This window comes from Devosia indica, from assembly GCF_003056405.1.
GTDB classification, from domain to species: Bacteria; Pseudomonadota; Alphaproteobacteria; order Rhizobiales; family Devosiaceae; genus Devosia; species Devosia indica.
Map to the genome: position 1 here is coordinate 26,518 of NZ_PYVZ01000007.1, position 18,058 is coordinate 44,575.

Annotated in this window: 18 protein-coding genes; 8 read left to right on the plus strand and 10 right to left on the minus strand. The window is 62.6% G+C overall.

Features of this window, described 5'->3' with window-relative positions; all coding sequences use genetic code 11:
- Position 1: 1 nt before the first annotated feature.
- The 10 genes from DDE76_RS08500 to rpsF form a co-directional block, all read right to left on the minus strand.
- The gene (locus DDE76_RS08500; protein WP_104891329.1) at positions 2-736 is read right to left on the minus strand and encodes an SDR family NAD(P)-dependent oxidoreductase; all 735 of its coding nucleotides are present in this window, start codon (positions 734-736) and stop codon (positions 2-4) included.
- Positions 736-2,238 carry an amidophosphoribosyltransferase gene (gene purF, locus DDE76_RS08505; protein WP_104891328.1) on the minus strand — a complete coding sequence of 501 codons (1,503 nt, stop codon included), beginning with the start codon at positions 2,236-2,238 and terminating at the stop codon, positions 736-738. Before purF ends, DDE76_RS08500 begins: the two co-directional genes overlap by 1 nt.
- A gap of 109 nt (positions 2,239-2,347) precedes the next feature.
- Positions 2,348-2,980 carry a CvpA family protein gene (locus tag DDE76_RS08510; RefSeq protein ID WP_104891327.1) on the minus strand — a complete coding sequence of 211 codons (633 nt, stop codon included), beginning with the start codon at positions 2,978-2,980 and terminating at the stop codon, positions 2,348-2,350.
- A gap of 116 nt (positions 2,981-3,096) precedes the next feature.
- Positions 3,097-4,503, minus strand: coding sequence for a DNA repair protein RadA (gene radA, locus DDE76_RS08515; RefSeq protein WP_104891326.1), 1,407 nt, complete (start codon positions 4,501-4,503; stop codon positions 3,097-3,099).
- A 2-nt stretch (positions 4,504-4,505) separates the two neighbouring features.
- A complete protein-coding gene (locus DDE76_RS08520) occupies positions 4,506-5,060 on the minus strand; it encodes a DUF1697 domain-containing protein (RefSeq protein WP_104891325.1) in 555 nt (184 codons plus the stop codon).
- A 621-nt stretch (positions 5,061-5,681) separates the two neighbouring features.
- On the minus strand, positions 5,682-6,809 hold the full coding sequence (gene alr / locus DDE76_RS08525) for an alanine racemase (protein WP_104891324.1): 1,128 nt from the start codon (positions 6,807-6,809) through the stop codon (positions 5,682-5,684).
- A gap of 2 nt (positions 6,810-6,811) precedes the next feature.
- The gene (locus DDE76_RS08530; protein ID WP_104891323.1) at positions 6,812-8,296 is read right to left on the minus strand and encodes a replicative DNA helicase; all 1,485 of its coding nucleotides are present in this window, start codon (positions 8,294-8,296) and stop codon (positions 6,812-6,814) included.
- 243 nt (positions 8,297-8,539) lie between these two features.
- On the minus strand, positions 8,540-9,106 hold the full coding sequence (rplI, locus tag DDE76_RS08535; RefSeq protein ID WP_104891322.1) for a 50S ribosomal protein L9: 567 nt from the start codon (positions 9,104-9,106) through the stop codon (positions 8,540-8,542).
- A gap of 96 nt (positions 9,107-9,202) precedes the next feature.
- Entirely contained in the window at positions 9,203-9,457 is a 255-nt protein-coding gene (rpsR, locus tag DDE76_RS08540) for a 30S ribosomal protein S18 (RefSeq protein ID WP_157288877.1), read from the minus strand.
- 20 nt (positions 9,458-9,477) lie between these two features.
- Positions 9,478-9,864, minus strand: coding sequence for a 30S ribosomal protein S6 (gene rpsF, locus DDE76_RS08545; RefSeq protein ID WP_104891321.1), 387 nt, complete (start codon positions 9,862-9,864; stop codon positions 9,478-9,480).
- A gap of 314 nt (positions 9,865-10,178) precedes the next feature.
- Between rpsF and fabD the strand changes: the two genes are divergently transcribed.
- The 8 genes from fabD to DDE76_RS08585 all read left to right on the plus strand — a co-directional run bounded on the left by fabD (position 10,179) and on the right by DDE76_RS08585 (position 18,047).
- The gene (fabD, locus tag DDE76_RS08550) at positions 10,179-11,129 is read left to right on the plus strand and encodes an ACP S-malonyltransferase (RefSeq protein WP_104891320.1); all 951 of its coding nucleotides are present in this window, start codon (positions 10,179-10,181) and stop codon (positions 11,127-11,129) included.
- 57 nt (positions 11,130-11,186) lie between these two features.
- On the plus strand, positions 11,187-11,924 hold the full coding sequence (gene fabG / locus DDE76_RS08555) for a 3-oxoacyl-[acyl-carrier-protein] reductase (RefSeq protein ID WP_104891319.1): 738 nt from the start codon (positions 11,187-11,189) through the stop codon (positions 11,922-11,924).
- Between the two features lie 296 nt (positions 11,925-12,220).
- Complete coding sequence (locus DDE76_RS08560) at positions 12,221-12,457, plus strand: acyl carrier protein (RefSeq protein ID WP_046103861.1); 237 nt, start codon at positions 12,221-12,223, stop codon at positions 12,455-12,457.
- A 28-nt stretch (positions 12,458-12,485) separates the two neighbouring features.
- A complete protein-coding gene (fabF, locus tag DDE76_RS08565) occupies positions 12,486-13,748 on the plus strand; it encodes a beta-ketoacyl-ACP synthase II (RefSeq protein ID WP_104894673.1) in 1,263 nt (420 codons plus the stop codon).
- Between the two features lie 218 nt (positions 13,749-13,966).
- Positions 13,967-15,097 carry an endolytic transglycosylase MltG gene (gene mltG / locus DDE76_RS08570; RefSeq protein ID WP_104891318.1) on the plus strand — a complete coding sequence of 377 codons (1,131 nt, stop codon included), beginning with the start codon at positions 13,967-13,969 and terminating at the stop codon, positions 15,095-15,097.
- On the plus strand, positions 15,094-15,981 hold the full coding sequence (locus DDE76_RS08575) for a YicC/YloC family endoribonuclease (RefSeq protein ID WP_245891851.1): 888 nt from the start codon (positions 15,094-15,096) through the stop codon (positions 15,979-15,981). The genes mltG and DDE76_RS08575 overlap by 4 nt, the downstream gene beginning before the upstream one ends.
- Positions 15,982-15,991: 10 nt before the next feature.
- The gene (gmk, locus tag DDE76_RS08580; RefSeq protein ID WP_245891852.1) at positions 15,992-16,630 is read left to right on the plus strand and encodes a guanylate kinase; all 639 of its coding nucleotides are present in this window, start codon (positions 15,992-15,994) and stop codon (positions 16,628-16,630) included.
- A 187-nt stretch (positions 16,631-16,817) separates the two neighbouring features.
- On the plus strand, positions 16,818-18,047 hold the full coding sequence (locus DDE76_RS08585) for an MFS transporter (protein ID WP_104894672.1): 1,230 nt from the start codon (positions 16,818-16,820) through the stop codon (positions 18,045-18,047).
- The last annotated feature ends 11 nt before the right edge of the window (positions 18,048-18,058 follow it).

The window sequence follows — 18,058 nt, forward strand, 5'->3', positions numbered from 1 at the left end:
TTCAGATGTCTTCGAAGGCGCCAGTGCCGACATCGAACAGCCGGCCATTCTCGTCCAGCGACGGGCTCAGCATATCGATCAGGCTCGGCGCCACCTCCGCCGGGGTCGGCAGCGTATTGGGGTCTTCGCCCGGCATGGCCTTGGCCCGCATGGCGGTGCGCACAATGCCCGGATAGTACACATTGGCGCGCACCTTGGTGGTCGCGACTTCGCCGGCATAGGATTTGACCAGCGCGTCGAGCGCCGCCTTGCTGGCGGCATAAAGGCCCCAGAACGGGCGAGCAGACCGGGCCGAGCCGGACGAGACGAAAACGGCCCGTCCGGCCTCGGACTGGCGCAGCAACACGTCCAGCGAGCGCAACAGGCGATAATTGGCCGTCACATTGACGGCCATCACCTTGTCGAAGTCGTCCGGCTTGATGTGGGCCACAGGGCTCAGCACACCCAATTGGCCGGCATTGGCCACCAACCCATCCAGATGCCCCCAGCGCTCGAAGATTGCCGCGCCCAACCGGTCAATGGCGTCACCATCGCGCAGGTCGAGCGGCACCAGTGTGGTCGAGCCTCCGGCCGCCTGGATGGCGTCATCGAGCTCTTCCAGCCCGCCAACGGTCCGCGCCACGGCAATCACATGCGCGCCGCGCCGTGCTGCTTCGATGCTGGCGGCATAGCCAATGCCGCGCGATGCGCCGGTGACCAGGACGACCTTGCCGGCCAGTTCGGTTTTGTCAGTCATCAACCCGCTTCCTTGAGCAGCGAAATCTGCTTGGGATCGCTCATCGTGCGTCCATGCAAATCGGTCAACTGCGTCGGATAATCCCCTGTGAAATAATGGTCGGTAAATTGCGGCGCCTTGGCGTCGCGCTTTTCTCCACCCACGGCCTGATAGAGCCCATCAATGGACAGGAACGCCAGAGAATCCGCCCCGATATAGCGGCACATGTCATCAAGCTCGGCATATTGGTTCGCCAGCAGCTTGTCCGGATCCGGCGTGTCGATGCCGTAATAGTCCGAATGGAAAATCATCGGGCTGGCGACGCGGATATGTACTTCGGTCGCCCCCGCTTCGCGGATCATCTGCACGATCTTGACCGAGGTAGTGCCGCGCACGATGGAATCATCGATCAGCACTACACGCTTGCCGGCAATCTCTGCCCGGTTGGCAGAATGTTTGAGGCGTACGCCAAAGGCACGGATCTGCTGCGTCGGCTCGATGAAGGTCCGGCCCACATAGTGGTTGCGGATGATGCCCAGCTCGAACGGAATGCCGCTCTGCTGTGCAAATCCGATGGCGGCCGGCGTGCCGCCATCGGGCACCGGCACCACCACGTCGGCCTCGACTGGGGCCTCGATGGCCAGGTTCTTGCCCATATTCTTGCGCGCGGTATAGACGCTGCGGCCCGAAACCATGCTGTCGGGGCGGGCGAAATAGACATATTCGAACAGGCAGGGGCGCTCGGGCACCTGATGGGCAGGCTTGCGGGCCTCAATGCTGATCGAGCCATCCGGCTGGATTTCGCAGATGATAACCTCGCCATTTTCCACGTCGCGCACATATTTGGCGCCGACGATGTCGAGGGCACAGGTTTCCGAACAGAAGATCGGCTTGCCATCCAGATCGCCCATCACCAGCGGCCGGATGCCGACAGGATCGCGCGCAGCAATCAGCTTGGTGCGGGACATGGCCAGCATGGCATAGCCCCCCTCCATCTGCCGGATCGCGTCGATGAAGCGGTCGGCGGTGGAGGAATGGCGCGAACGGGCGATCAGGTGCAGCACCACTTCGCTATCCGAAGTTGACTGACAGATGGCGCCGGTCGCGATAATCTGCCGGCGCAGGGTCAGCCCATTGGTGAAATTGCCATTGTGGGCGATGGCGATGCCACCGGCTTCCAGTTCGGCAAACAGCGGCTGCACATTGCGCAGTGCCACTTCCCCGGTGGTTGAATAGCGCGTGTGGCCAATTGCGATATTGCCGGGCAGCTTCGCCAGCACGGCGGGGTCGGTATAGTGGTCGCCCACCAGGCCCATATGCTTTTCCTGGTGGAACTGACGGCCATCGAAGCTGACAATACCGGCCGCTTCCTGGCCGCGATGCTGCAAGGCATGCAGGCCGAGGGCGGTCAGGGTCGAGGCATCGTTGTGCCCCAAAATGCCAAACACGCCGCACTCCTCGTGCAGCGTGTCTCCATTGAGATCGAAATCGTCATCGTTCCAATGGGTCACCGGGTTCTCCATGCGAATTGGGCCTGCTCGCAAATAGCGCATCTACCTGCCGGCCACCATTGCCAGATGGGGTCGGCAGGATTGAGGCGGGTGCGCTGCTGCCCGCCAAACTTGTCTGGCCTCAGGCCTCGGGCGCCGGGTCGATCACCGGATCGGTCGGGTCGACGGTACCATCAATACTGGGGTCCGGCGTGCCGCCTTCAAGCGGGGCGGCCGGCGCCTGCGGATCCTCGGTCAGATTGGCGCCGCCACCCGAGAGGATGTCGGTCACCTGCTGCTCAAGACCTTCGGGCAGCATGGAAATCAGCGTATTGCCCATATCCCGCAGATAAGGCAGCGACTGGGCGTTGCTGGCCCATTCCGGCAGATTGGTGCCGAGCAGCCAGATGCCGAAAATGGTGATGACGATGGCAATCAGAATGCCGCGCAGCACGCCAAACACGAAGCCAAGCGTGCGGTCGATCGGGCCAATACGGCTATCGACCACGAAATCGGCAATCCGCATGGTCAGCAGATGCAGCACGATCAGCGCGACAATGAACGTCACGACCACCGTGGCGATGTCGGCCACCACGGGTTCCGCGATATATTGCCGGGCAATGTCGGGATGGTACTGCCACATGTAAACGGCGATGGCGGCAGAACCCGCCCAGGTCGCCAATGACAGGACTTCGCGGGTGAGCCCCCGTGCCGTGGCCAGGATCGCTGAAATCAGCACCAGCACACCCACACCAACGTCGAACGCAGTCAGCATATGTCTTTGCCCTGTTGTCTTGCCGCCCCGGCTTTTGCTGGACCTTTAACGGCTTTGACGCGCGCTGCCAAGCCTAGCGGTGCCGCGTCCTCACAATCTCCCCGGAAACCATTTGTTTACCAGCCTTCTGGCTCAGGCTCCGGCATCTGGCGCTTGCCGCGCGCGGCAATGCGGCTGACCATGTCGCTCAATTGCGCATATTCGGTGACCTCAAGGCCGCTATTGCGATCCGCCTTGCCCAGCTTGCCGGTGACCACCGAGCCAAAGCCCAGCTTCTCGGCCTCGCGCAGCCGCAGCGCACCATGCACCACGGGACGCACCCCGCCGGCCAGCGAGATTTCTCCGAAATAGACAGCATCGGCTGGCAGGGACGCGCCGGTCAGCGAGGAGATCAGCGCGGCTGCCACGGCCAGATCGGCCGCCGGCTCGTTGATCTTCAGCCCACCAGCGACATTGAGATAGATGTCATTGGCGCCGATCCGGACCCCGCAGCGCGTTTCGAGCACAGCCAGCACCATGGATAGGCGCGAACTGTCCCAGCCCACCACGGCACGGCGCGGCGTGCCAAGCGGGGAGGGGGCCACCAGCGCCTGAATCTCAATCAGGATCGGCCGCGTTCCCTCCATGCCGGCAAACACCGCGGACCCGGCCGCGTCCTTGTCGCGCTGGTCCAGGAACAGGGCGGAAGGGTTGGCCACCTGTTCAAGGCCAAGCTCGGTCATGGCGAAGACGCCGATCTCGTCGGTGGCACCATAGCGGTTCTTCACCCCGCGCAGGATGCGGAAGGTATGGCTGCTGTCGCCCTCGAAATAGAGCACGGCATCGACCATGTGCTCGACCACGCGCGGCCCGGCAATCTGCCCGTCCTTGGTGACGTGGCCCACCAGCACAACGGCAGCCCCGCTCTTCTTGGCAAAGCGCGTCAGGGCCTGGGCCGATGTGCGCACCTGGGTGACGGTGCCCGGGGCTGAATCGACTCGGTCGGTCCACAGGGTCTGGATGGAATCGATGATGACCAGGTCCGGGGGCGGCCCGCTTTCAAGCGTGGCCAGGATGATCTCGACATTGGTTTCGGCGGCCAGCAGCACCCCGGCTTCGCCAAGGCCCAAGCGCTGCGCCCGCAGCCGCACCTGCGCGACCGCTTCTTCGCCCGACACATAGATGACGCGCTTGCCCTTCTGGGCCAAGGCCGCTGCCGACTGCAGCAGCAGGGTAGATTTCCCGATGCCGGGATCGCCTCCGACCAGGAGCGCCGATCCCTTGACGAAGCCGCCCCCCGTCACCCGGTCCAGCTCGGCAAAGCCGGTGACCACGCGCGCCGCACTTTCAGTCTCTCCCGAAAGCGGCACCAGATTGGCCGGACGGCCGCTGGCCTTGGCCGATTTCGGACCCGCGCCGACCCCGGAATCCACCAGTTCCTCGACAATGGTGTTCCACTCGCCGCAAGCGTCGCAGCGCCCCTGCCATCGGCTGGAGACGGCCCCGCAGGACTGGCAGATGAATTGGGATCGGTTCTTGGCCACGCTTACTCTTTCCCCCGCGCGATCGAGCGTTCCGCCAGCTTGCGCGTCGTGTTCCAGTTCCGGGCCGTGTTGAGCCCGCATTGCTTGTCGATTCTCCGGATCAGCTTGCCGGACTTGGCGACGTCCTGCGAGAAATCCACGATCAGGTGATTTGCGATGACATGGATCATCTCGGGTCCACCATGGTCCGAGATCCAGCCCAAGTCCGGCTTGGCAGCGGCGAAGAAATAAACGCCCGTTTCGGCGGGACGATGCTGGGCCGCATCGGCGATGGGATCGGCCCGCAGCAGCTTTTTCAACTGCGCCGGGGTCCGCAGGATCGGGACGACATTCTCGCCCAACCCGAATTGGCGGAGCACGCCGGTCATGGTCTGGCGCGCCGCGGCCGGCGAGCCGTCGAACTGCGCAATCATATTGCCCGTATTGACCAGTGTTTCGGGCGCGATGAAGCCGGCGGCCTCGGAGGCCGCGCGCCACTGCGCCATGCCCATCAGCTTGTGCGTCGCCGGACCAATGGCGCGCAGCAGAATGGCGTAGAGAGGCGGGGAGGTGGCCAATGCGAATCCGAATGCTAAATGCGGTGAACACTAGCAGCCATGCTCATGGCAGGGCAAGAACGAAATGGGAACAAATGGCGCAACTTTGCGCCGCCAGGCTAGCTTGCCTCGCGGTTGCACAAAAGGAGCGGTATCCCGAGACGGTCGTCGTCCCTGAAACTAAAAAACTGAGACGAAAACCGCCTCGGGATGCCCGCCATTCGCGCATAGCGCTCAAGGCCTTCTCACCTCAAATCTCTCCACCGGAGAGATTTGCCTAGTAGGACGGATCGAAGTTCTCTTTAGAGGGTAACTTGGAAGGCTGTCCGGCGCGACCGCCCCTGGGGCACTCGCTTTCATCTGCGGCCGAAGCCACAGCAGGCACGAACTCTCACCGACCGACCCCCAGACCATGGCTGCACGCGACTGCCCCACGCCCGGCTGTTCCTCCTCGGCCATTCGCGCACAGCGCTTATGGCCTTCTTGCCTAAAACCTCCCCACTGGGGAGGTTTTGCCTGCGGCACAACGCGAAGCTGGTCGCTGCAGGCCGCCCTATCGCGAGAGGAATAGGTGGGAGTATGCGGCAAGTTTTCGGGGCGGGGATATCTATTGTTGAGGGCGTCTATTGGGGAGAGGCGATGCTACTCCGGGATATTCCCGTCGCCGACATAGTTGCGGCTGTAGCGGCCCTTCAGGCTGGTGAGGATTTCATAGCCGATCGTGCCGGCCGCATCTGCCTGATCGTCGACGCTGACATTGGCGCCCAAGACTTCTGCGCCTTCGCCGGGCGTGGGCAGGTCGGAACCGAGTTCGGTCACATCCACCACGGTCAGGTCCATGGAAATCCGGCCGATCACCGGGCAGTGCTTGCCGCGAATAAAGACCTTGCCGCCCGGGCGCGGATTGGTGCCGGACAGCGAGCGCAGGAACCCATCGGCATAGCCATAGCCAAGGATGGCCAGCTTGGAATTGCGATTGAGCGTATAGGTGGCGCCATAGCCCACCGACTCGCCGGTGCGGCCCTCCGTGACCTGCAGGATCGGCACATGCAGCGTGACAACCGGCTGCATCGGGTTCTTCCGGCCACCCACGGCGCGGCCGCCATAGAGCGCAATCCCCGGTCGCACCATCTGGAAATGATAGTCTCGCCCGGTCATCAGCCCCGCCGAATTGGCGAGGGAAGCCGGAATGCCGGGGAATTGCGACATCACCGAACCGAACAGCGCCAGTTGCGTGCGGTTCTTTTCATGGTTGGGCGTATCGGCACAGGCCAGATGGCTCATCACCATCTGCGGCGCATAACCGAGCTTCTCGATGCTCTCGCGCACCAGGCTCGCTTCATTGAGGCGGAAGCCGAGGCGGTTGATGCCGGTGTCGAAATGAAAGGCCGCCGGATAGGCTTCATTGCGCTCGATGCACTTGGCCATCCACTCTTCCAGCATCGACATGGAGGAGAGCACCGGCATCAGGTTCTGCCGGATGTAGAGGTTGGCGGCGCCCGGATAGAGCCCATAGAGAATGAAGATATGCGCATCGGGCACGGCAGCGCGCACCGCCATGCCTTCATCGGGCGTGGCCACGAAGAAGAAGCGCGCTCCGGCCGCGTGCAGCGCCTTGGAGGCCTGCTCGATGCCGGTGCCATAGGCGTCGGCCTTCACAACCGCAGCGGTCAACGCGCCGGCGCTCACCTTGTCCAGGGCCCGCCAGTTCCGGGCCAGTGCCCCCAGATCGATGCTCAATTGGCCGCCAAGGCCAGACGTCAGCGCCATGCCTATTCCATGCGTTCAGGCAGATAGTCTGCCCGAGCAAGGTTACCAAAGCGGGTAAATTGTGCCTCGAAGCTCAACTGCACCGTGCCGGTGGGGCCGTGGCGCTGCTTGGCGATGATGACCTCCGCCTTGCCATGCACCTTTTCCATTTCGCCCTGCCAGGTCAGATGCTCCGGCGTGCCCTCTTTGGGTTCCTTGTTCTTGAGATAATATTCTTCACGGTACACGAACAGAACCACGTCCGCGTCCTGCTCGATAGACCCCGATTCGCGCAGGTCAGCCAATTGCGGATGCTTGTCATCGCGCGCCTCGACCTGACGCGAAAGCTGGGAAAGCGCAATCACCGGGACTTCCAGCTCCTTGGCGAGCGCCTTGAGCGTGGTGGTAATTTCGGTCAACTCCTGCACGCGGTTCTGGCTCGAGGCCTTGGATGACCCCGAGAGAAGCTGCAGATAGTCGACGATGAGCAGGTCGAGTCCTTTTTGGCGCTTGAGGCGCCGGGCGCGGGCGGCGAGCTGGGCCACCGAGATACCGCCTGTATCGTCGATATAGAGCGGCACCTTGCTCATCACATTGGATACATCGACCAGCTTGGCGAACTGGTTGTCGTGAATGCGGCCGCGGCGGATGTCGGACGAGGAAATCTCCGCCTGCTCGGCCAGAATACGGGTGGCGAGCTGTTCGGAACTCATTTCAAGGCTGAAGAACCCGACAATGCCGCCATTGACGGTCTTGGAATGCCCGTCCGGGGTCACGTCCCCCCGCCAGTTCTTGGCAACGTTATAGGCGATATTGGTCACCAGCGACGTCTTGCCCATGGCAGGACGGCCCGCGAGGATGATCAGGTCGCTTCGCTGCAGGCCGCCCATCTGCCGGTCGAGATCATGCAGGTCGGTCGCCACGCCGGATAGGCCGCCATCGCGCTGAAAAGCTTCGCCCGCCATCTGGATGGAGGCGTTGAGCGCAGTGCCGAAGGCCTGGAAGCCACCGTCATACCGGCCTTTTTCGGCAAGCTGGAACAGCTCGCCTTCGACCTTTTCGATCTGTTTGACAGGCGTCATCTCGACATCGCTGTCATAGGCGACCGAGACCATTTCCTCGCCCACCATGATCAGATTGCGGCGAATGGCGAGGTCATAGATGGCCTGGCCATAGTCCCCGGCATTGAGCACCGTCGTCGCCTCTGCAGCCAGGCGCGAAAGATACTGCATCATGGTGACTTCGGGCAGGAGCTGGTCAGGCAGATGGGTCTTGAGCGTGGCCGGTTCCGCCGCCTTGCCGGCGCGGATGATCTTTCCGGCGAGCTCGTATATGTCGCGGTGGATCGGCTCGTAGAAATGCTCTGGCAGCAGGAAGTCGGCGACGCGATAGAAGGCGTCATTATTGATCAGAATGGCGCCCAGCAGCGCCTGCTCGACATCCACATTGTGCGGTGCGACGCGAAACGACTTGTCATCGGCAGGGTGAAGGCGGGCAATCTCGGCCATGGGTCTTCCTGGGTGTTAACCTCTCTTAACCATGCATTTTGACGCTGAGTCTTGGGCTAGCGGGGTGGGGGTTGATGTTTCCCTAATGGCCCCTGTGAACTCTGTGGACAACGGGGATTTCATCGGGTGCCGGTTGCTTCTTAAGACTCACCGGCGCGCCGCACCGAGTCTGTCGCAATTGCGGGACAAAAGCAAAAGGCCGGGCGCTGGGCCCGGCCTTTCAACAGCAGATGTGAACGAAGACTACTCTTCGTAGCGGTCATCAGCGGCAGCAGCGGCCTGGCCGGCTGCGAAGTCGCCATCTTCGTCGCTGTCGAAGGTGGGGACAGTAACGTCTTCACCAGCAGCCTGACGCACGGCTTCGTCTTCCGAACGAGCCACGTTGACGGTGATCGACACGGCCACTTCCGGGTGCAGCGAGAGATCAACCGAGTGCACGCCGACAGTCTTGATCGGGTCGGCCAGGTCGACCTGGTTGCGCTGGACGGTGAAGCCGTCCTTGGCCAGGGCGTCGACGATATCGCGGGCAGCAACCGAACCGTAGAGCTGGCCGGTTTCACCAGCCTGGCGGATCATGATGACGGCGTGGCCGTTCAGGCCCTCGGCAATACCGGCGGCCGCATTGCGGCGTTCTTCATTGCGCTGTTCGATATGGGCGCGTTCGTTCTCGAACTTCTTGCGGTTGGCTTCCGTGGCGCGCAGGGCCTTGCCCTGGGGCAGCAGGAAGTTACGGGCAAAGCCGTCCTTGACGTTGACTTCGTCGCCGATGGAGCCGGTGCGGCCAACGCGCTCGAGCAGAATGACTTTCATATTCTTATTCCTTTGGCTGTCCCGCTCCCGTTGGAGCGGTTAGGAGCCGCGAACCATTTCGCGACCCCAGCGATGCAGTCTCAGCGAAGCGAAAGCTTACTGGACGGCGTAGGGCATCAGGCCGATAAAGCGGGCGCGCTTGATGGCACGGGCCAGCTCGCGCTGCTTCTTGGCCGAAACGGCGGTGATACGGCTCGGCACGATCTTGCCACGCTCGGAGACGTAGCGCGAAAGCAGGCGCACATCCTTGTAGTCGATCTTGGGAGCGTTCTCGCCGGAGAACGGGCAGGTCTTGCGACGGCGCTGGAACGGACGGCGAGCCTGGGAAGTGGTAAGGTCTTTGATAGCCATTTTGTTTTCTTCCTTGTCTCTTAGAAGCGGCGCGGACGGCGTTCGCCGGAGAAGCCACCACGGCCGCCATCGCGGTCGTCACGGTCGCGCTTCTGCATCATCGCGGACGGGCCTTCTTCCAGCTCGTCGACGCGCACGGTCATGAAGCGCAGGATGTCTTCATTGATGCGCATCTGGCGTTCCATTTCGGCAACAGCGGGGGCCGGTGCTTCAATGTTGAGCAGGGTGTAGTGGGCCTTGCGGTTCTTGCGGATGCGGTAGGAGAGACCCTTGAGGCCCCAATATTCGTTCTTGGTGATCTTGCCGCCGCCCTGGCCGAGGATTTCGGCGAGCTGTGCGGTCAGTTCCTCAACCTGCTGCTGGGAAACATCCTGGCGAGCCAGGTAGATATGTTCGTAGAGGGCCATTGATGCGCCTTCCTTTCGAGTTTACTCAACAATGCCTGGCGCGGAGCCCCTTCGAAGCCGGAAAGGCGTCAAAGCAGTCTTGCAAAGAGCGGGAACACGGGAGGCCGGGTCCGCCGGACCCTGTTCATGCAAAGCATGAACCCTCCGTTCAGCCCCCGGCCAAACGAATTGCTGGCGCGGCTATAGAGGAATGAGGGGAAGAAGGCAAGCGGCGCGTCCGTTCGCCTTGACTCTGCCGTACACTCCCGGCAAAGCGCCGGGCAACTGGACAGTCCGCTTGCGGCTTGTCACATTGGCTCGAAAAGGGATCGAACATGTCCATTTCCGCTTTCACTTTCCCAGGTCAGGGCAGCCAGGCTGTCGGCATGGGCAAGGATCTTGCGCACGAATTCACCGAGGCGCGGGCCGTCTTTCACGAGGTGGACGAGGCTTTGGGCGAACGCCTTTCCTCGATCATGTTCGAGGGGCCGGAAGACATTCTGCGCCTGACAGAAAACGCGCAGCCCGCGCTGATGGCCGTCAGCGTGGCGGTGATCCGGGTGCTTGAGGCCAGGGGTATTTCGCTCAAGGACCACGCGAAATATGTCGCCGGCCATTCGCTGGGCGAATATTCTGCGCTGTGTGCCGCTGGCACCTTCAGTCTGGCCGATGCGGCGCGTCTGCTGCGCACCCGCGGCCAGGCCATGCAGAAAGCTGTTCCGGTTGGACACGGCGCCATGGCGGCGCTGCTGGGCCTCGATCTCGAGACTGCACAGGCCGTGGCTGATGAAGCAGGGCAGGGCGAGGTCTGTGCCGTGGCCAATGACAATGCTCCTGGCCAGGTTGTGATCTCCGGCGCCACGGCAGCCATCGAGCGCGCTGTCGATATTGCCAAGGGCAAGGGCGCCAAGCGCGCTCTGCTGCTGCCGGTCAGTGCGCCGTTCCATTGTTCGTTGATGCAGCCGGCCGCCGAAGCCATGGCGGCCGCCCTGGCCGAAGTCGAAATGAAAGCGCCCGTGGTGCCGCTCGTGGCCAATGTGCTCGCTGCGCCGATTTCCGATCCGGACGACATCCGCCAGCGCCTGGTCGAGCAGGTGACCGGCGTTGTGCGCTGGACCGAAAGCGTGACCTGGCTCACCACCGCCGGCGGTGTGGCCAATCTGGTCGAACTCGGCTCAGGCAAAGTATTGACGGGCCTTGCCAAACGCATCGCGCCGGACGCCTCGGCCCAGGCCGTCGGAACACCGGCTGATATCGAAGCTTTCGTTGCCCAGCTTGGCGCCTGACCCCCTTGAATCACAGTCTGAAGCGCTTGAATCGCTTTCTCCCCGGAGGAGACCTAAATGTTTGATCTTTCTGGTAAACGCGCTCTCGTGACGGGCGCCAGCGGTGGTATTGGCCGCGAAATCGCCAAGGCCCTGGCCGCTGCGGGCGCGACGGTTGCGCTTTCCGGAACCCGTGTCGGCGCGCTGGAAGATACGGCCAAGGAAATCGGCAAGGATTGTCCCATCCTGCCCGCGAACCTCTCCAAGCTCGACGAGGTCGACAAGCTTGTGCCGGCCGCCGAGGCGGCCATGGGTGGCGTCGATATCCTGGTCAACAATGCCGGCATGACGCGCGACAATCTCTTCATGCGGATGAAGGACGAGGAGTGGGACGACGTCATCGCCGTCAATCTGACCGCTGCTTTCCACCTCAACCGCGCCGTGCTGCGCGGCATGATGAAGGCGCGCTGGGGCCGCATTATCGGCATTTCCTCGGTGGTGGGCGTGATGGGCAATCCGGGGCAGGGCAATTATGCCGCCTCCAAAGCCGGACTGATCGGCATGAACAAGGCGCTGGCCTACGAAGTGGCAAGCCGCAACATCACCGTCAATTCCATCGCGCCGGGCTTTATCGCTTCGGCCATGACAGACGAGCTCAATGACAAGCAGCGGGACGCGATCCTCTCGACCGTTCCGGCCGGACGCCTCGGTACTGCGCAGGAAGTTGCCGGCTGCACGGTGTTCCTCGCCAGCGATTCTGCTGCCTACATCACCGGGCATACGCTCAACGTGAATGGCGGCATGGCGATGCTTTGAACCATCCCAAAGGGCAAATCTCTCCGGGGGAGAGATTTGAGGTGAGAAGGCCATGAGACCTACGCTCCAATAGCGGTACTGCATAGCAAAAGCCTTGGAAACCTAGGCAATTGCGGCTGGCTATGGCGGATAAAACATGGTACCCCGCGCCCCGGTCGATCTTGCCAGCCTGCCTTGCGGGCGCCCAGAAGGCCGCATACATTGCCCCCGTGCAAACCAATTGTGCGCTTGATGATTTGGCTTTGCGCCAATAAGAAGCGAAACGAAACGTCGATTTCTAAAAAGGGAAGTCAAATATGAGCGATGTCGCTGATCGGGTCCGCAAGATCGTTGTGGAACACCTCAATGTGGATGCCGAGAAGGTCACCGAAAAGGCCAGCTTCATCGACGATCTGGGCGCAGATTCGCTGGATCAGGTCGAGCTGGTGATGGCATTCGAGGAAGAATTCTCGGTCGAGATCCCTGACGACGCTGCTGAGTCGATCCAGACTTTCGGTGACGCAGTCGCTTTCCTGACCAAGGCCACCAGCTAACGCTGGGGCTAGGCCGCTGACCATGGAATTGCGCCGAGTCGTCGTCACCGGACTGGGGCTTGTCACACCGCTTGGCTGCGGCGTGGAAGCAACCTGGTCCAATATTCTTGCCGGCAAGAGTGGCGCCAAGCGTATCGACGATTTCGAAATCGACGATATCGCCTGCCAGATCGCTCACCGCATTCCGCTCGGGGACTATGCCGATGGCAAGTACAACCCCGACGAATGGATGGAGGTGAAGGAGCAGCGCAAGGTTGATCCCTTCATCGTCTACGCCATGGCGGCGGCCCAGCAGGCCATCGAAGATGCCGGTGTCGAGCCCAAGACCCAGGAAGAACAGGAACGCACTGGCGTCCTGATCGGCTCGGGCATTGGTGGTGTCGGCGGCATTTATGATGCGTCGATTACTCTGCATGAAAAGGGGCCGCGCCGCATCAGCCCCTTCTTCATTCCCGGTCGGCTGATCAACCTGGCCTCCGGCCAGGTCTCTATCCGCTTCGGCCTCAAGGGACCGAACCATTCGGTGGTGACGGCCTGTTCCACTGGCGCTCATGCCATTGGCGATGCTGCCCGTCTGATCGCCCTGGGCGATGCGGACGTCATGGTGGCCGGTGGCACTGAAAGCTGCGTCAACCGTCTGTCGCTGGCCGGTTTTTCTGCCGCCCGGGCGCTTTCGACCGGTTTCAACGACAATCCGACTGCCGCTTCACGTCCTTACGACAAGGACCGCGATGGCTTCGTGATGGGCGAGGGCGCCGGCATTGTTGTGCTCGAAGACTATGAGCGGGCCAAGGCGCGCGGCGCCAAGATTTATGGCGAAGTGATCGGCTATGGCCTGTCGGGCGATGCCTATCACATCACCGCTCCCTCGCCCGATGGCGACGGTGGCTTCCGCGCCATGAGCGCGGCGGTCAAGCGTGCTGGTATCTCGGCATCGGAAATCGACTACATCAATGCCCACGGCACCTCCACGCCGCTGGGGGATGAAATCGAACTGGGTGCCGTGACCCGCGTTCTGGGCGACGCTGCCAAAGGCGCCGTGATGAGCTCGACCAAGTCCGCGGTGGGCCACTTGCTCGGCGCTGCCGGTTCTGTGGAAGCCATCTTCTGCCTGCTGGCCATGCGCGACAATATCGCCCCACCCACGCTGAACCTGGATAATCCTTCGGTCGAAACCGAGATCAATCTTGTGCCGCACACGCCGTTCAAGAAGGAAATCAATGTGGCCCTGTCCAACAGCTTCGGCTTTGGCGGCACCAATGCGACCCTGGTGATGCGCAAGGTGCAATAGCATCGCGCGGAAAAGTGGACGGCGGTTTCCGGCGTTGGCGATGCATACAATTTGAGCTTTTCCACGAATTGTAAGGGGCACATTGCACTCACCTGCGATGTGCCCCTTGTCTTTGCGCGTCCGCGTTGCGAACAATGCCGGCGCCCCGCCACAGTTTGGCGCAAGAATAATGACAACCAGGGCCGCCAAGGCCCATATTCGCGAGTGACAGGGATACGATGAACGATCGCAGGAATCGGCGCCGCCGCCGCTCAGGTAATGGCTTGGTCGACATCCTCAATGGCCTGCTGACCCTTCTGGTCATCGGCCTTGTCGTGGTCGGGGGCGGTCTGTTCTATGTTGCCTCGCAATATTATGGCGATGGCCCGCTGCGGGAGGACCGCGTTTTCCGTGTGGAATCGGGCAATACGCTTTCCACCACGGCCAACCGCCTCGAAGAGCAGGGCTTCATCACCAATTCGATGATCTTCAGTCAGTTCGGCAGCCGCGTCGAGGAAAGCGCCATCGTCAAGGCAGGCGACTTCAACATCCCTGCCGGCGCCTCAATGTCCGAGATCCTCAAGGAGCTGACGCTGGGCAATCCGTTGCGCTATGCCGTCACCATTCCCGAAGGCTGGACCGTGTGGCAGGCCATTCAGCGTATCAATGCCGATGACCGGCTGACTGGCTCGATCGACCAGCTTCCGCCCGAAGGGTCGATCCTGCCCGGCAGCTATGACTACACCCCCGGTGACACCCGCCAGTCCGTGCTGGACGCGATGCAACTGGCCATGACCCAGGCGCTGGCGCAGGTCTGGGCCGGGCGCGAGGCGGATCTGCCGCTCGAATCGCCTGCCGAATTGCTGATCCTGGCCTCGATCGTCGAGAAGGAAACCGGCATTGCTTCGGAGCGTCCGCAGATTGCCGCTGTCTTCGTCAATCGTATACGCGAGGGCATGCGCCTGCAGTCGGATCCGACCATCATCTATGGCATTACACTGGGCCAGGCGACGCTCGACCGTGGCATTCGGCGCTCCGAAATCGAGGAGCGGACGCCCTACAATACCTATCAGATTGATGGTCTGCCGCCGACCCCCATCGCCAATCCGGGCATTGAGGCGCTTGAGGCCGTGGCCCACCCGGACAGCCATGACTACCTCTACTTCGTGGCCAAGGGAGCGACGCCGAGCGAGGGCCACGTCTTTGCCGAGACCTATGCCGAGCATCAGCAGAATGTGGCGCGCTACCGCGAAATAGCCGCCGAGGCGGCCGCGCAGGCCGAGGAAGAGGCCGAGGCGGCGCGCCAGGCGCTTGAGGCCCAGGAGGCCGAAGGCGCCGGCGCTGAAGCCGAAGCCGAAACGGCACAGTGAGCGCCACGCTCGCCAGCATGACGGGCTTTGCCCGCGCGGAGCGGCAGCTTGGCGACATGCGGGCTCGGGTCGAGCTGAAATCGGTCAATAGCCGCGGGCTCGATATGCGCCTGCGGCTGGGGCCGGGGCTGGATGCGCTCGAAATTCCCCTGCGCCAATTGCTGTCCAAATCGCTGAGGCGCGGCGCCATCAATCTCGTGCTGACGCTGGATCGTAGTTCACGCGCCGGGGCGGTTCGCCTCAATCATCAGGCCCTGGCCGGCGTACTGGCTGCCATCGCGCAGGTCCGGCAACAGGTCACAACAGACCTGCCCCGGCCGGAGGGTATTCTGGCCTTGCCCGGCGTGCTCGAGACCGACGATGGGGCAGGGGAGATCGACGAAGACCAGCAGGCAGAAGTGGTCCTGGACTGTGCCCGGCAGGCGCTCGGCTCCCTGCTGGCTGCGCGCCGGCAGGAAGGAGCCGAGATCGCGGCGGTGCTGCTGGACCATCTGGACACGATTGCCGAACTGGTGGTCCGCGCCGAGGCTCACCCGTCCCGTGATCGCGCCACGATAGAGGCCAGGCTGCGCGAGCAGGTCGCGGCACTGCGCGAGGATACCAGCCTGCCGCAGGACCGGCTGGCGCAGGAAGCCCTGCTCCTGGCCACCAAGGCCGACATCCAGGAAGAACTGGACCGGTTGCGCGCCCATATCGCCGCCGCCCGCAAGCTGATCGAGGACGGTGGCGCGGTGGGCCGGCGGCTCGATTTTCTGGCCCAGGAGTTCAATCGCGAGGCCAACACGCTTTGCGCCAAGGCAAACGCAGTGGAGCTGACAGCCATCGGTCTTGACCTCAAGGCGACGATCGATCAACTACGCGAACAGGTTCAAAACGTCGAATAGAGTGGGTCAAATGGATTTTCAGCGCCGCGGCGTCATGCTGGTGATTGCCTCTCCGTCAGGCGCAGGAAAATCCTCGATCTCGCGCTCCCTGTTTCAGCAGGACCCCAATATCCGCCTCTCGGTCTCGGTGACCACGCGCGCCCGCCGCAGCGACGAAGTGGATGGCACGCATTACCATTTTATCGACGTGCCCACCTTCAAGCGCATGCAGGCCGATGACGGACTGCTCGAATCCGCTGAGGTGCACGGCAACTTCTACGGCACGCCGCGCGCCCAGGTGGAAGAGCAGCTTGCCGCCGGCAACGATATTCTCTTCGATGTCGATTATCAGGGCACTCTGCAGCTCTATGAAAAGTGCCGCCAAGACATGGTAACGGTTTTCATCCTCCCGCCCACCATTGGGGAGTTGCGGGCCCGGCTGGAGCGTCGCGCTCAGGATAGCGTGGGCACCATTGAGAAGCGCCTGCGCAATGCCCGCATCGAACTCGATCACGCGGGCGAATACGAATATGTCATCATCAACCGCGATTTGGAGCAGTCTGTCCAAAACGTCCGCTCCATCCTTGCTGCGGCCCGCCTCAAGCGCGAGCGTCAAACCAATTTTGCGAGTTTCGTCAAAGACTTGCAAAGCCAGATTGATTCTCTCTGAGAATGAAGTTCGAGCCCGTGCACATTCAGCGTTTCGGGCGTCACCCCACCCTCATTCCCTCCCCTTCGAGGGGAGGGAGGCGAAAGTACGAAACGTCTGTGTTCATCGTCTCCCTTCCCCTTGTGGGGAGGGATCAAGGGTGGGGGTGCCAAGGGCGGCACCCCAGTAGACTCAGGGTGCGAAAGCCATGATCGCTCCCGCAATCCAGCGCGGCACGCCAGAGTTCGTGCGCGCCAATATCGCCTTCTTCCTCGCCGCATTTTCAGTCTTCGCATCGCTCTATTCGGTGCAGCCGCTGCTGCCCATGTTCGCGCAATATTGGGTGCGGGATGCGGGGACAGCATCGCTGGCGCTCTCGGCCACCACGGCCACCATGGCACTGGCATTGATCCCCGCCAGCATGCTGGCCGATCGGCTCGGCCGGCGTCGGCTGATCGTCGGTGCTCTGCTGGCAACGGCCATTCTGGACGCATTGCTGCCCTTCACCCAGGTGTGGTGGCAGCTCATCACCCTGCGCACGCTGATGGGCCTGACCCTGGCCGGCGTTCCGGCCGTCGCCATGGTCTATCTCTCCGAGGAAATGGACCCCGGGGCGCTGGGCTATTCCATGGGCCTCTATATTGGCGGCACGGCGATTGGTGGCATGGCCGGGCGCGTCATCTCCGGCGTTCTGTCGGACTGGCTGGGCTGGCGCCTCGGCACCGGCATCCTGGCCAGCCTCATCGTGGCCGCAGCGATTGCCGTTGCTGTCCTGCTCCCCCGGCCACGTCACTTCGTGCGCGATCCGATCCGCCTGCCCGACCTCTGGCGCCGCTGCCGGGCCAGTTTTGACGATGCGGCGCTGCCCTGGCTGTTTGCCAGCTCATTCCTGCTGATGGGCGGCTTTGTCACGCTCTACAATTACGCCGGCTTCCGCCTGGCCCTGCCGCCATTCGACCTCAGCCATGCTGCCATCGCTGCGATCTTTCTTGTGTACCTGCTGGGGGGCGTCAGCTCGACCTGGGCAGGCGGCTTGTCGCAGCGTCTGGGCCGAAGAAAGGTGTTCTGGGCGCTGGTGGCGTTGATGGGAACGGGCATGGCTGTAACGATGATCGAGGATACCATTGTCATCATCATTGGCCTGGCCATCGCGACTACGGGATTTTTCGCTGCGCATGGCGTTGCCAGCGCCTGGGTTACCCGCCGCGCCCGGATCGGCAAGGCGCAGGCCTCGGCCATCTATCTGGTGGCCTATTACCTCGGCGCCTCGATCCTGGGCACGCTGGGTGGCTATGCCTGGACGGCCTGGGCCTGGCCCGGTGTCATGCTGGTCAGCGGCGGTGCGGCGATATTGGCGCTGCTGGTGGCCATCAGGCTGGTCTTCGTGGCGCCCTTGCCGGTGCCGGAAAAACCCGCAGCACCTTCGCCTCTCCTCTGAGGGACGGGGAA

Bases quoted from the DNA above. Each gene is read 5' to 3' on its own strand.
- mltG (WP_104891318.1), top strand. From the start codon at position 13,967: ATGAACGATCGCAGGAATCGGCGCCGCCGCCGCTCAGGTAATGGCTTG.
- DDE76_RS08500 (WP_104891329.1), bottom strand. From the start codon at position 736: ATGACTGACAAAACCGAACTGGCCGGCAAGGTCGTCCTGGTCACCGGC.
- DDE76_RS08510 (WP_104891327.1), bottom strand. From the start codon at position 2,980: ATGCTGACTGCGTTCGACGTTGGTGTGGGTGTGCTGGTGCTGATTTCA.
- DDE76_RS08560 (WP_046103861.1), top strand. From the start codon at position 12,221: ATGAGCGATGTCGCTGATCGGGTCCGCAAGATCGTTGTGGAACACCTC.
- fabG (WP_104891319.1), top strand. From the start codon at position 11,187: ATGTTTGATCTTTCTGGTAAACGCGCTCTCGTGACGGGCGCCAGCGGT.
- rplI (WP_104891322.1), bottom strand. From the start codon at position 9,106: ATGAAAGTCATTCTGCTCGAGCGCGTTGGCCGCACCGGCTCCATCGGC.
- DDE76_RS08530 (WP_104891323.1), bottom strand. From the start codon at position 8,296: ATGGCCGAGATTGCCCGCCTTCACCCTGCCGATGACAAGTCGTTTCGC.
- alr (WP_104891324.1), bottom strand. From the start codon at position 6,809: ATGGCGCTGACGTCTGGCCTTGGCGGCCAATTGAGCATCGATCTGGGG.
- gmk (WP_245891852.1), top strand. From the start codon at position 15,992: ATGGATTTTCAGCGCCGCGGCGTCATGCTGGTGATTGCCTCTCCGTCA.
- rpsR (WP_157288877.1), bottom strand. From the start codon at position 9,457: ATGGCTATCAAAGACCTTACCACTTCCCAGGCTCGCCGTCCGTTCCAG.
- rpsF (WP_104891321.1), bottom strand. From the start codon at position 9,864: ATGGCCCTCTACGAACATATCTACCTGGCTCGCCAGGATGTTTCCCAG.
- DDE76_RS08585 (WP_104894672.1), top strand. From the start codon at position 16,818: ATGATCGCTCCCGCAATCCAGCGCGGCACGCCAGAGTTCGTGCGCGCC.
- purF (WP_104891328.1), bottom strand. From the start codon at position 2,238: ATGGAGAACCCGGTGACCCATTGGAACGATGACGATTTCGATCTCAAT.
- fabD (WP_104891320.1), top strand. From the start codon at position 10,179: ATGTCCATTTCCGCTTTCACTTTCCCAGGTCAGGGCAGCCAGGCTGTC.